This is a genomic window from Novosphingobium sp., from assembly GCF_036803765.1.
Taxonomy (GTDB): domain Bacteria; phylum Pseudomonadota; class Alphaproteobacteria; order Sphingomonadales; family Sphingomonadaceae; genus Novosphingobium.
In genome coordinates, this window is the sequence record NZ_DAIRTS010000004.1 from 189,784 (window position 1) to 201,882 (window position 12,099).

The 12,099-nt window shown below is 67.8% G+C and carries 14 protein-coding genes and 1 tRNA gene (1 of these 15 only partly in view); 9 read left to right on the plus strand and 6 right to left on the minus strand.

Going from position 1 to position 12,099, the window contains the following annotated elements:
- A tRNA-Asn gene (locus V7Q48_RS04255) sits at positions 1-20 on the minus strand (it extends 155 nt beyond the left edge of the window).
- A 376-nt stretch (positions 21-396) separates the two neighbouring features.
- A complete protein-coding gene (locus V7Q48_RS04260) occupies positions 397-1,245 on the minus strand; it encodes an NAD kinase (RefSeq protein ID WP_333836473.1) in 849 nt (282 codons plus the stop codon).
- 123 nt (positions 1,246-1,368) lie between these two features.
- Here V7Q48_RS04260 and V7Q48_RS04265 point away from each other — a divergent pair, with 123 nt between their 5' ends.
- Positions 1,369-2,679, plus strand: a complete 1,311-nt coding sequence (locus V7Q48_RS04265; RefSeq protein ID WP_333836474.1) for a GGDEF domain-containing phosphodiesterase — start codon at positions 1,369-1,371, stop codon at positions 2,677-2,679.
- A 684-nt stretch (positions 2,680-3,363) separates the two neighbouring features.
- Here V7Q48_RS04265 and V7Q48_RS04270 read toward each other — a convergent pair.
- Entirely contained in the window at positions 3,364-3,903 is a 540-nt protein-coding gene (locus tag V7Q48_RS04270) for a hypothetical protein (RefSeq protein ID WP_333836475.1), read from the minus strand.
- A 466-nt stretch (positions 3,904-4,369) separates the two neighbouring features.
- On the opposite strand from V7Q48_RS04270, the gene V7Q48_RS04275 reads away from it, so the two are divergent.
- Positions 4,370-4,780, plus strand: coding sequence for a hypothetical protein (locus V7Q48_RS04275; protein ID WP_333836477.1), 411 nt, complete (start codon positions 4,370-4,372; stop codon positions 4,778-4,780).
- Here V7Q48_RS04275 and V7Q48_RS04280 read toward each other — a convergent pair.
- The gene (locus V7Q48_RS04280; RefSeq protein ID WP_333836519.1) at positions 4,757-4,978 is read right to left on the minus strand and encodes a hypothetical protein; all 222 of its coding nucleotides are present in this window, start codon (positions 4,976-4,978) and stop codon (positions 4,757-4,759) included. The two genes, V7Q48_RS04275 and V7Q48_RS04280, sit on opposite strands and share 24 nt — an antisense overlap.
- Here V7Q48_RS04280 and V7Q48_RS04285 point away from each other — a divergent pair.
- Entirely contained in the window at positions 4,935-5,141 is a 207-nt protein-coding gene (locus V7Q48_RS04285) for a hypothetical protein (protein WP_333836515.1), read from the plus strand. The two genes, V7Q48_RS04280 and V7Q48_RS04285, sit on opposite strands and share 44 nt — an antisense overlap.
- On the opposite strand, the gene V7Q48_RS04290 is transcribed toward V7Q48_RS04285, so the two are convergent.
- Positions 5,113-5,421, minus strand: a complete 309-nt coding sequence (locus V7Q48_RS04290; RefSeq protein ID WP_333836478.1) for a 2Fe-2S iron-sulfur cluster-binding protein — start codon at positions 5,419-5,421, stop codon at positions 5,113-5,115. The two genes, V7Q48_RS04285 and V7Q48_RS04290, sit on opposite strands and share 29 nt — an antisense overlap.
- Positions 5,422-5,532: 111 nt before the next feature.
- Here V7Q48_RS04290 and V7Q48_RS04295 point away from each other — a divergent pair, with 111 nt between their 5' ends.
- From V7Q48_RS04295 to V7Q48_RS04320, 6 genes are all read left to right on the plus strand, one after another.
- A complete protein-coding gene (locus V7Q48_RS04295; protein WP_333836516.1) occupies positions 5,533-6,150 on the plus strand; it encodes a DNA-3-methyladenine glycosylase family protein in 618 nt (205 codons plus the stop codon).
- A complete protein-coding gene (locus V7Q48_RS04300; protein ID WP_333836479.1) occupies positions 6,147-6,953 on the plus strand; it encodes an SDR family oxidoreductase in 807 nt (268 codons plus the stop codon). The genes V7Q48_RS04295 and V7Q48_RS04300 overlap by 4 nt, the downstream gene beginning before the upstream one ends.
- Before the next feature lie 245 nt (positions 6,954-7,198).
- On the plus strand, positions 7,199-7,852 hold the full coding sequence (ccmA, locus tag V7Q48_RS04305; protein WP_333836480.1) for a heme ABC exporter ATP-binding protein CcmA: 654 nt from the start codon (positions 7,199-7,201) through the stop codon (positions 7,850-7,852).
- Positions 7,849-8,511 carry a heme exporter protein CcmB gene (gene ccmB, locus V7Q48_RS04310; protein WP_333836481.1) on the plus strand — a complete coding sequence of 221 codons (663 nt, stop codon included), beginning with the start codon at positions 7,849-7,851 and terminating at the stop codon, positions 8,509-8,511. The genes ccmA and ccmB overlap by 4 nt, the downstream gene beginning before the upstream one ends.
- Before the next feature lie 54 nt (positions 8,512-8,565).
- On the plus strand, positions 8,566-9,561 hold the full coding sequence (locus V7Q48_RS04315; RefSeq protein ID WP_333836482.1) for a cysteine synthase A: 996 nt from the start codon (positions 8,566-8,568) through the stop codon (positions 9,559-9,561).
- A gap of 17 nt (positions 9,562-9,578) precedes the next feature.
- On the plus strand, positions 9,579-9,917 hold the full coding sequence (locus V7Q48_RS04320) for a hypothetical protein (protein ID WP_333836483.1): 339 nt from the start codon (positions 9,579-9,581) through the stop codon (positions 9,915-9,917).
- A gap of 103 nt (positions 9,918-10,020) precedes the next feature.
- On the opposite strand, the gene V7Q48_RS04325 is transcribed toward V7Q48_RS04320, so the two are convergent.
- Entirely contained in the window at positions 10,021-12,099 is a 2,079-nt protein-coding gene (locus V7Q48_RS04325; RefSeq protein ID WP_333836484.1) for a glycoside hydrolase family 97 protein, read from the minus strand.

The following is a 12,099-nucleotide window of genomic DNA, read 5'->3' on the forward strand; positions in this document are numbered from 1 at the left end:
TACCGCTGAGCTATCAGGGAGCAGTCCCGGTTGCCCGGGACAGGTGGGCGCTAATAGCAGGCATTTTGCCCAAGGCAAGCACTGGTGGGCCAAATTTTTCCACAATGGGGGTTTGGTTGCGCGAGGCCTCGCCCCTCCGTCAGCGCTGGCGCGCTGCCACCTCCCCATCGGGGATGGGGAGGATCTTTGGTCCTCCCTGCCGAGAGGCGGGGAGGGGGACCGCCGGCGCAGCCGGTGGTGGAGGGGTTTTGGGGTTCCAGGCCTCGCCCCTCCGTCAGTCGCGTGCCGCGCCTGCCACCTCCCCATCGGGGATGGGGAGGATCTTTTGGTCCTCCCTGCCGAGAGGCGGGGAGGGGGACCGCCGGCGGAGCCGGTGGTGGAGGGGTGGCCGCCCGGTCAGGCCATGAACTGTTCGGCGAAGATCCGCTCGTCAAGGCTGCGGCCGCGGTCGAAGAGCAGGGTGAGCTGGTGCTCGCGCCAGGCGTGGACGCGCACTTCGTGGACGTCGCGGACTTCCTTCTGGTCGGCCACCACCGAGACGGGGCGCTTTTCGGTTTCGAGCGCGCGGAAAACGATATCGGCGGTGTCGGGCAGGATCGCGCCGCGCCAGCGGCGGGGGCGGAAGGGGCTGATCGGGGTGAGCGCGAGGATGTTGGCGCCCAGCGGCAGGATCGGGCCGTTGGCCGAGAGGTTGTAGGCGGTAGACCCCGCCGGCGTCGCCACCAGCACGCCGTCGCACGACAGTTCGGGAATGCGGGTCTTGCCGTTGACCACGACTTCGAGCTTGGCGGTCTGGCGCGTTTCGCGCAGCAGCGAGACCTCGTTGATCGCGTAGAAGCTCTCGGTCACGCCGTCGCCGGTCACCGCCTCCATGCGCAGCGGCGAGATCGCCACGGGCCGGGCGCGGGCGATGCGCTCGTCGAGCGCGCGGCTGCTTTTCTGGCGGTTCATCAGGAAGCCGACGGTGCCCAGGTTCAGGCCATAGGCCGGCAGCACCCGGTCGTTGTCGAGCATGTAGTGCAGCACCTGCAGCATGTAGCCGTCGCCGCCCAGCACGACCACCGCGTCGGCCTCGGCGAAGGGCACCCAGGGCAGCGCGTCCTTGAGCGCGGCGGCGGCCTCCTGCGCGCGCGGGGTGGGCGAGGCGAGCAGCGCCAGCGCCTCGTAGCCCGCCTGCTTTACCTCGGAGGCCGACCTCGTCTCGCCCGTCGTCCTCGAACCGTTCGTCGCCATCGTCTCGATCATCCCGGACGCGCCGGTGCGCCGCCGCGGCGTGATATGGGGCGCCCCGTTATGGTGCAATTGGAAAACGACGGCGCCGGCCAAAGGGGCGACAGGGCGGCGGCCTCTCTGCTACGCCCGCGCGCCATGGCCCGCGCTCCGCATCCCCGTCCCGCCGAAACCGAAACCGCAATCGGCACCGATCGCGATGCCGAAGCCAGTGCCGCGCGCGCCTGGCTCGATCGCGCCTGCCGCGAGGGCAGGGGCGTGCAGGCCATGCTGATCGGGCTCAACCGGCTGCAGGCGGTGAACCTCGCGTTCGGCAAGGGCGGGGGCGATCATGCGCTGGCCGAAGTGGCGCGGCGGATCGGGCATGTCGTGGCCGAGACGCCGAATAGCGGAGAGCCTGACTCCAAGCCACTGGTCGCGCGCGTGGCGGGCGGCGCGTTCCTGGTGGCGAGCAGCGCGCCGGTCAGCCGCGAGCGGTGGGAGTGGCTGGGGCAGGCGCTGGCCCGCGCCATCGCGCGGCCGGTCATGGTGGGCGCGGGCAGCGTGCGCCTGTTGCCGCGCATCGCGCTGCTGCGTGGCCAGCCGGGAGAGCCGGGCGCGGCGCTGCTCGACCGGCTGGACCAGGCGCTGGCGCAATTGCAGCGCGGCGCGACGCGGCGGCTGCTGTGGGCCGATGGCCGCCACCCCGCCCGCCGGCGCAGCGCCGCGCGGCTCGAGGCGGATCTCATCGCCGCGCTCGGCGGCAACGAGATCGCGGTGCTCTACCAGCCGCAGTTCCGCGTCGCCGACGGCACGCTGGCCGGGGCCGAGGCGCTGGCGCGGTGGGAGCATCCGGCGATCGGCCGCATCGGCGCCGAGACGCTGCTCGCCGTGGCCGAGCGCGCGGACCAGATGGCGCCGCTGGGCAGTGCCATCCGCCGCACGGCACTCGCCGGCGCCGCCGCCTGGCCGGCCCCCTTGCGCCTCTCGCTTAACGTCACGGCCGAGGACTTCGCCCTGCCGGACTTCGCGCAAGGCCTGCTCGTCGCCACGAACGAGGCGGGCTTCGCGCTCGACCGGCTGACGATCGAGATCACCGAGCAGAGCCTGATCGCCGACTTCGACGCCTGCGCCCGCGCGCTGCGCCGCCTGGCCGACCACGGCGTCGCCGTCGCGCTCGACGACTTTGGCACCGGCTTTTCCAACTTCCGCACGCTCAAGGCCCTGCCGCTCGACACGCTCAAGCTCGACCGCTCGCTGGTGCGCGACGTGGCCCAGGACCCCCGCGACCGCGCGATCCTCGCCGCCATGACCGCCATGGCCCGCGCCCTGTCGCTGACCGTCGTGGCCGAAGGCGTGGAAGACGACGCCCAACTCGCCGTGCTGGCCGAGGAAGGCGTGGACCTGTTCCAGGGGTTCTTGCGCTCGGGGCCTGTGGAGGGGAGTAAGGTGGGCGGGCGAACTGGATAAGCCAAGCCGATATTATGCCAACTTTGTGGTCTTCAGAACAACCTAATTGAAACCGCCAGCCCCATGGGGGCTGGCGGCCCGGTCGATCCTTAGATTAAGCCTAACTGATTATCGTTCGCCGGACGGCGCTTTCCGGTTTTGATTTCGGAGATGCGTCCTTGATTGATACCGAGGTCTGCCGCGATATCATGCTGCAAGTGCCCAAGGGCTAAGCGATGCATGACCTCGCGGATTGTCGCATCAGTCAGCTTTGCGCGGAATCGATCCGCTGGTCGTCGTTTCATACAATTTACCTTTGCATATACGACCAGTCTTGACGGGCGACCCCCCTTATGGAACTACGCGCCACAACGGGGGATCCCGGTTGCACGCTCTGGCCTAGAACGGCGTGCAACTCGCCCCAGATCGGAAAGCCCGGCGCTGCAACGCCGGGTTTTCTTCTTTTCTAGGGCTATCATTCGTAGGAGATCATGATGGCTATGCAAGTCAACCTGCATGTTCAAGAGTCTCCAAACCGGTAAACACTGCTAGCCACGTCCCTCAGGGCACTAGTGGTGACGAGAACTTACTAAACTGGTGACTTTGCCGTGCCTGCTTATCGTCACAGGTGGGCAGCCGGGCAATCATACCTATTTTAAAGCGCGCTAAGGAAGAGTAGTTTTTGTGAGTTAGACCTTCTGCGAATTAAAATGGAATGTCGTCATCCTCATCATCGCCGAAACCTGCGGCGGAATTACCCCAACCCCCTCCTGATTTACCCCAACCTCCAGTGGTAGCTCGCGGCAAACAGTAACTGCCTTTTTTACCGTCTACGCTGTTTATGGTGCCTTTTTGCGCCATGCGATAAAGCTTGTTCATCACAAACCGACGCTCGCCAACGACCTTGTGTCGCCGCCATAGTTCAATCAGAATTTGGTCCAATCCGAGTTCGGTCCCGTCCGCAGCCGCAACGATGTCTCGTAACTGTTGCTCCAACTCGTCAACCTTGGTCACGTTCAGCTGCTTTATCAGCTCTTCTGGCAAGTCAGACAAATCGCCTAAATCCGTCGAAACCGGCCGAAGTCGTTTGCGAGCGGCATCCAGTTCCTCAACAACGGCTTCGATATTATTCGCACTACTAAGCTGAGCCTTGGCACGAGCATCCTGCCCTTCAGCTTCAGACTGACGAGCCCAGCGACGGTAGTTTGCCGCGAGGGACCTCAGAGCGTCTAGCGCATCAGGCATTACAGACCTCATCTTCTTCAAGTCTCACGCTGTCTAATTCGCGCGGAACTTCGCATTGCTTTGAACATGTGACGTATACTGACGCCGGATGCTATCCTGGCATGATTCGCCGTGAGCGTCAAGCCGAGCTCTGCATCCTACTTCCTATTTCATCCGCAGTGCTGTCGTCCTCCATCCTCTTCTCCATTCGTCTCGTTTCTTACTCACGCGTCCATTCGCTTGGTCTTCTAGCGCCCGTCTGCCGAAAATTCGATGCGCCACCCGTGGGGGCGGCGTTGACGGTCTGCTATTGAAAATATCTCCCCCAATCCAAGCTGCATTTGCACAACCAAAAACGTGCCAGACTAGAAGGTTCGCTGCGTCCCGGTACGCAGCGGTGATCGCAGCCCTTAGTCTTCAGGGGCGATCATCACCTTGAGGCCGTCCTGCGAAGGCACCTGGCACGAGAGGCGCGAGGCCGGGTGCGGTGGTCGGAGCTGTCGAGCAGGTCGTTCTTGTCCTCGATGCAGGCCTGCCCTATCTGCGGGAACGAAGGGCGCTGGTCGGCGCGCCATGCTTTCAAGCCGTCTCTTTTCAGATAGTTCGCACAACGGGCGGTGGTGTGCATACCGAGGCGCTGTCGGCGATCCTCGGTCGGCCGGTTGTCTATCATCACCGCACGCATGACGCGCATCGCGCCGTCCTGCTCGCCACCGGGGCGAGCGCAATGGTGGCCAACCTGCTGCGGGGGCTGGACCGGCTGTTTCGCGAGGGAATCCTGGCCGAGACCACGACGACCGTCGCCGCGCTGACGGGCCGGGCGGCGCGATCGGCGGTGGACTGGCTGCGCGAGAACGCGGCGCTGTTCCAGCCGTCAGGCGCTGCCGCTGCCCGCTGAGCGGGTCATTCCGAGCGGGTAAATGCGACGGCGGATGGCCGCCTCGAAACCGTCTGGACCAATGGAAGGAATGGTGCCGTGACAAGACTTGATGGCAAGCTCGCGATCGTGACCGGCGGCAGCGCCGGGATCGCCGAACGAAGTGGCGCAGGCGGTGCTGTTTCTGGCATCCGATGCGTCGAGCTTCGTCAGTGGCACCGAGCTCTTCGTCGACGGTGGCCGCGCACAGTTCTTATCGCACCATACCTTGGACACGTTCGAACAGATGCCAGAAAAAACGCGCCAGACCACAAGGTCCGGCGCGTCTTGGTACGCAGCGATGATCGCGGCCCTCAGTCTTCGGGGGCGATCGTCACCTTGAGGCCGTCCTGCACCGGCACCTGGCACGAGAGGCGCGAGGCCGGGGTGCGGTGGTCGGAGCTGTCGAGCAGGTCGTTCTCGTCCTCGCTCATCGCGGGGAGCGCGCCGGCGGTGTCGGGGTCGACATAGACGTGGCAGGTCGCGCACGAGCAGCAGCCGCCGCACAGCGCGAGCAATTCGTCGAAGCCGTTGTCACGGATGGCTTCCATCACGGTCAGTCCGCTATCGACCTCGATGGTCTTTTCTTCACCGGCACGGTCGACGACAACAAGCTTCGGCATGGTCAAAAGCTCCTCATGGCGGGCCGGGATTCGGGAAGTCCCTGTTCGCCCTTCGTCCCGGCTGCTACTGCCCGCCCCAGTATTAAGCAAGCGGCAAGGGACGGGGTGACCATGGGATTATCGGCGCAAGCGATCACAGATGGGCTCGACCATATCGCCGCGATCAATCCCGCGATCGGCTTTGCGCTGGGGCGGTTCGGCTATCCCGAGCCGCGGCTGCGCGAGACCGGCTATCGCACGCTGCTGCGCACCATCGTCGGCCAGCAGGTGAGCGTGGCCTCCGCCGCTTCGGTCTGGGCCAAGCTCGAGGCGCTGCTGGGCGAGAACATGCCGCCCGAGGCGCTGCTGGAGGCCGATTTCGACTCTTTACGCGCCTGTGGCCTCTCGCGGCAGAAGCAGGGCTATGCCCGCTCGCTGTGCGAACTGGTCGTCTCGGGGGCGCTGGACCTCGATGCCTTGCCTGAGGACGACGAGGCGGCGATCGCCGAGCTGGTGAAGATCAAGGGGATCGGGCGCTGGTCGGCCGAAATCTACCTGCTGTTCGCCGAGGGCCGCGCCGATGTGTTCCCCGCCGGCGACCTGGCGGTGCAGGTGGGGCTGGGCAAGCTGCTCGGCCTGCCCGAGCGGCCGAGCGAGGCCGAGACGCGCGCGCTGGCAGAACCCTGGCGCCCGCACCGGGGTTCGCTCGCGATCTTTACCTGGCACGTCTACAACAACCCGGCCCTATGAACGGGGGCGCAGCGGGCGGCCGCGTGCTGTTCGTCACCGGCGGGGCCTCGGGCATCGGGCGCGCGATCGCCCGGCGCTTTGCCGCAGCGGGCTGGTTCGTCGCGCTGGCCGATGTGGACGCTGACGGCATGGCGGCGGCCGGGGCGCTGCTGCCTGAGGGGCGCTGGTCGGCCCATGCGCTCGACGTGCGCGATGCGGCGGCGTGGGAGCGGGCGCTGGCGGAGGCGGCGGATGAGGGCGGCGGGCGTATCGACGTGGTCGCCAACAACGCCGGGGTGCCGCTGGGCGGACCGCTCGCCGAATGCAGCGTCGCGGAGATCGAGCGGGTGATCGCGATCAACCTGACCGGCGCCACGCTGGGCGCGCGGGCGGCGCATCGCTGGCTGGCGCAGGCAGGCAAAGGCGCGTGCCTGCTCAACACCGCGAGCGCGGCAGCGATCCACGGTGCGCCGGGCACCTCGGTCTATGCCGCGACCAAGGCGGGGCTGGCGGCATTGACCGAGGCGCTCGACGCCGAATGGGCGGGGCAGGGCATCGCGGTACGCAGCCTGATGCCGGGCTTCATCGACACGCCGCTGCTGGCGCATCCGACGCACACCGCCGGCAGCTCCGCGATCCGCGCCGTGGTCGAGCGCGCCGGGCTGGAGATCACGCCGGTCGAGGCCGTCGCCGAGGCCGCCTGGCGCGCGGTGCACGGGCGGCGGCTGCACACGCTGGTCGGCCCGACGGCACGGCGGCTCGCGCTGCTGGAGCGCTGGGCGCCGGGTCTGCTGCACCGGGGGCTGAAGCGCCGGGTGCGGTGAGGGGGCAGCAGGAAGCGGGATCCCGGGTCTTCGCCCGGGATGACGGGGGGCTATAAGGTGATGGGCCTTGCGCCGGTCTTGCGTGGCTTCGCTTTCGGACATGCTCCCTCGCATCACCGTCACCCCGGGCTTCGACCCGGGGTCCCGCTTTGCCTGGCGTACCAGACCAAAGGGCGTGGCCCGGGTGAGGGCACTACGACCCTGCCGCCGTTGGCAGCGCGCGGATTTGGGCTTAAGGGGCGGGGATGATTGCGCCTTCGCTTGCCGCCCGTGACCTTGCCTGCCGGCGTGGCGACCGCGTGCTGTTCCGGGGCTTGAGCTTTGCGCTGGGGCCGGGGGAGGCGCTGCATCTGGCCGGCGCCAACGGCATCGGCAAGTCGAGCCTCATCCGCATCCTCGCCGGGCTGATGCGCGCCTGGCACGGCAGCGTGGCGCGCGAGGGGCGCGTGGCGCTGGTCGACGAGCGGCTGGCGCTCGACGGGCATGTGCCGCTGGGCCGCGCGCTGGCGTTCTGGCGCGCGGTGGACGGGGCGGACGATGCGAGTGTCGAGGGTGTCGTCGGGGGCGAGGACCGCTTCGGCCTTGCGGACCTGCGCGACGTGCCGGTGCGCTATCTCTCGACCGGGCAGAGGAAGCGCGCCGCGCTCGCCCGCCTGGCCGCGAGCGAGGCGCCGATCTGGCTGCTCGACGAGCCGCTCAACGGGCTGGACAGTGCCTGGGCGGCACAGGCGCAGGCGGCGGTGGCGGCACATTGCGCAGGCGGCGGGCTGGCGGTGATCGCCTCGCACCAGCCGCTGACGCTGCTGCCCTTGCGAACGCTGGCACTGGCCGACTTCGTCCCCCCGCCCGAGGCCTGGGATGATGCCAACGATGCCGATGATGCGGGAGAGGACGCATGAGCGCGCGGCTCTGGCCGATTTTTCGCCGCGACCTTGGCCTGCTGCTGCGCGGGGCGCAGGGGCGGGGCGGCGCGGCGCTGCCGCTGCTGTTCTTCCTGGCGGTGGCGATGCTCTATCCCTTTGCGGTCGGGCCGGACGCGCGGCTGCTGGCGCGCACCGGCGCCGGGGTGATCTGGGTGGCGGCACTGCTCGCCGCGATCCTGCCGCTCGACCGGCTGGTGGAGCCCGACGTCGAGGCCGGGCTGTTCGACCAGTGGGCCTTGCGCGGCCTGTCCGAAGAGGCGCTGCTGCTGGTGCGCATCGCCGCGCACTGGATCAGCTTCGGCGTGCCGCTGATGCTGGCGGCGCCTGTCTCGGCAACGCTGCTGTCGCTCGATGGCGCGCAGTTGTGGACGGTGGAGATGGGCCTGCTGCTCGGCACGCCGGGGCTTGCCGCGATCGGGGTGACGATCGCCGCGCTGACCGCGGGCCTGCGCGCTGGGGCGGCGCTGGGCGGGCTGCTGGCGATCCCGCTGGCGGTGCCGCTGCTGATCTTCGGTGCCGGTTCGCTTCAGCCGGGCGGCGAGGGCGGCCTCGCCTTGCTGGCGGCCTGCAGCCTCGTCGCGCTGGCGCTGGCGCCGTTTGCCGGCGGGGCGGCGATCCGTGCCGGAAGAGAGTAAGCGGGGCGTTCAACCGGCTTGCCCTTGGCCGACAAGCTCCTTACTTCGGCAGGCATGACCGTCCCAGCGCTAACGCCCGACAGCCTTTCCCTCATCGGCAACACGCCGCTCGTCCGCCTCAAGGGGCCGAGCGAGGCCGCCGGCGCCGAAATCTACGGCAAGTGCGAGTTTGCCAACCCCGGCGCCTCGGTCAAGGACCGCGCGGCGCTGTGGATCGTGCGCGACGCCGAGGCGCGAGGGCTGCTGAGGCCCGGCGGCACGATCGTCGAGGGGACGGCGGGCAATACCGGCATCGGCCTGGCGCTCGTCGCCAATGCGCTGGGCTATAAAAGCGTGATCGTCATGCCCGAGACGCAGTCGCGCGAGAAGATGGACACGCTGCGGGCGCTGCGCGCAGAGCTGGTGCTCGTTCCCGCCGCGCCCTTCTCCAACCCCAATCACTTCGTCCACACCTCGCGCCGTATCGCCGAGGAGACCGAAGGCGCGATCTGGGCCAACCAGTTCGACAACATCGCCAATCGCCGTGCGCACATCGAAAGCACCGCGCCCGAGATCTGGGCGCAGATGGACGGCCGCATCGACGGCTTCATCTGCGCGGCCGGCACCGGCGGCACGATCGCGGGCACGGGCATGGGCCTCAAGGCCTTCGACGAGAGCGTGACCATCGGCCTCGCCGACCCGCACGGCGCGGCGCTCTACAACTACTACGCCCATGGCGAGCTGAAGGCCGAGGGCAGCTCGGTCGCCGAAGGCATCGGGCAGGGGCGCATCACCGCCAACCTCGAGGGCGCACCGATCGACATGCCGCTGCGCATCTCGGACGAGGAAGGGCTTTACTGGGTCGAGCGCCTGCTCGCCGAGGAAGGGCTGTGCCTGGGCCTGTCGAGCGGGATCAACGTGGCGGGCGCGGTGGCGATGGCCAAAGCGCTGGGTCCCGGCAAGCGCGTCGCGACGATCCTGTGCGACACCGGCTTCCGCTATCTCTCCTCGCTCTACAATGCCGATTGGCTGCGTGCGAAGGGCCTGCCGGTATTCCCCTGGCTGGCGTGATACGCTATATAAAGGCAATGCCGCTCCTTCGATCGCAGCGCGAACGCAGGATACCCCAATTCGGGTTGCACGCGCCTGCGCCGCTCGAGCCGGTGCACGCGCTGCCACCCTCGGCGCGCGAGATGCGCGCGCAGGCGGTGCATCGCCTGCAGATCGGCCTGTTCGGGCTGGGTGCGATCCTGCTGCTGGTGAGCCTCGCCAACGTCATCATGGAACGCGCGACCCTGGCCGACAAGGCCGCCGCCCTCGATCCTATGGTCCAGGCCAGCGCGACCGCGGCCAACGACCCGCTGGTTGACATGGGCGTCGCGCCCGAACTGCCCGTGGGCAGCACGCCCAACAAGCCCCAGAAATAACGCAATCGGCCCCGCCCATCCCTGCCATGCGGCAGGGGGAGGCGAGGCCGATCCTCCCCATCATCGATGGGGAGGTGATGCCATGGTCAGTGGCAGGCCGGGCTTACTTGCCCGGGTGCAGGCGGATCGCCGCGCCGCCGCCGGGGGCGAGCCACAGCTGCATGGTGTCGCCCTTCTTCACGGTGCGCGTTTCGTAGGCGATCTTGTGGCGGGCGTCGGTCTCGTAGGTCGCGCCTTCGCCGTCCTTGTAGATTGTCGCGGTATAGGTCTTGCCCGCGTCGAGGAAGTCGAACGTAAGCGTGACGGTGCGCTGGGTGGCGTCGTTGACGCCGCCGGCGTACCAGTCCTCACTCTTGCGGTCCTTGCGCGCGAAGATCGCGTATTCGCCCACGTCACCGGCGATCAGATGGCTTTCCGACCAGTCCGCCGGCACCTGGCGGATGAAGGCCAGTTCCTTGGGATGGGCGGCCAGCGTCTCGATGAAGTCGGCGGCCATCTGGATCGGCGAATAGATCGCGAGATAGAGGCCGAGCTGCTTGGCCAGCGTCGAGGCGAGCGGCTGGTGGTCGGCGCCCTCGAGGCTCAGCACGCCGGGGGTGAAGTCCATCGGGCCCGAGAGCATGCGCGTGTAGACCAGCATGGGTTCGTGGCTCGGTCCGTTGGCGAACTTACCCCACGCATTGTATTCCATGCCGCGCGCGCCCTCGCGGTCGATCCAGTTGGGATAGGTGCGGCGAAGCCCCGTATCCTTGACCGGTTCGTGCGCGTCGATCGCGATGTGGTACTTGGCCGCGGTCTCGACCACCTTGAGGTGATGTTCGACCTGCCGCTGGCCGTCGTGATAGGCCATGCGGTAGGTGCCCGGCGTGGCGCCGGGGGCGAGGATGCCGCCGGCGTCGGCGACGTAGCCGGTCTTGACCGAATGCACGCCAAGGGCGGCATACATCTTCATCGCGTCGTCGAGCTGGGCTTCGTAATTGGCGATGTTGCCGCCGGTCTCGTGGTGGCCGATCAGCTCGACACCCTTCTTGCGGCCATAGGCGGTGACCGCCTTGATGTCGAAGTCCGGAGTCGCCTGGGTATAACTGAACTCCTTGCCGTTGCCGAACCAGTTGCCGTTCCAGCCCTTGTCCCAGCCTTCGACGAGCACGCCGCCGAAGCCGTTCTTCGCGGCGAAGTCGATGTACTGCTTGGTGCGGGCGGTGGTGGCACCGTGCTTGGGACCTTCGGCCCAGGTCCAGTCGCCGCGGATCATGCCCCACCAGATGCCGATGTACTTCATCGGCTTGACCCAGCTGACGTCGCCCAGCTTGTTGGGCTCGTTGAGGTTCAGTTCGAGGTCGTTCTCGACGAGGCCCGCCGCGGTGTCGGCGATGCGGATCGTGCGCCACGGGGTGTTGAACGGCAGGTCGCGTACGACCTTGGGGCCGTCGGGCGAGGGCGACAGCGTCGAGCGGAAGCGCGTGCCGTCGATGCGCTTGAACCACATCGCCGAATAGTCGACCAGCGCGGCTTCGTGGAACGCGAGGTGCGTGCCGTCATCGAGCTTCATCGTGATCGGGGTGTGCGCGGTCGAGACGCCGTCGATCGGGGTCTTGTTGTAGACCTGCTCGTAGCGGTTCCATTCGCCGCCGGGAATCCACCAGGCCGAGCCGTTCTGCGCGAGGTTGAATTCAGTCAGCTCGTCGGCGATCTTCATCGTGGTCATCGCCGCCTGCTGCGGCAATTCGTAGCGCAGGCCGAACCCGTCGTTGAACAGGCGGAAGCGCACGTTCATCTCGCGGCCGCCCCACTCGGGTACCTGCTTGAACTTGACCAGCAGCTCGTTGTGATTGTCGGTGACGTAGCGGCGCTCGCCCCAGGGCTGCTCCCAGGTGGTGGCCTTGGGCGTCAAGCTTTCCGAGCCGATGATGTGGTTGCCGCGTACCATCGTCGGGCCATCGGCCAGGATGAAGCCGAGCGAGGAGGCCGCGACCAGCAGCTTGCCCTTGCGCGAGAGACTGTAGGTCGGGCGGCCGTCGTTGTCGATCGCGACGGTCAGCACGAGGCTGCCGTCGGGCGAGGTGGCCGTGACCGGCTGGTCCTGCGTCTTGGCCTCACCGATGGCCTGGGCCTGAGCGGTGAGCGGGGCGCACGCCAGCGCCAGCGCCAGCGGCGCTGCGAAACGGGTTGTAAGCGACAT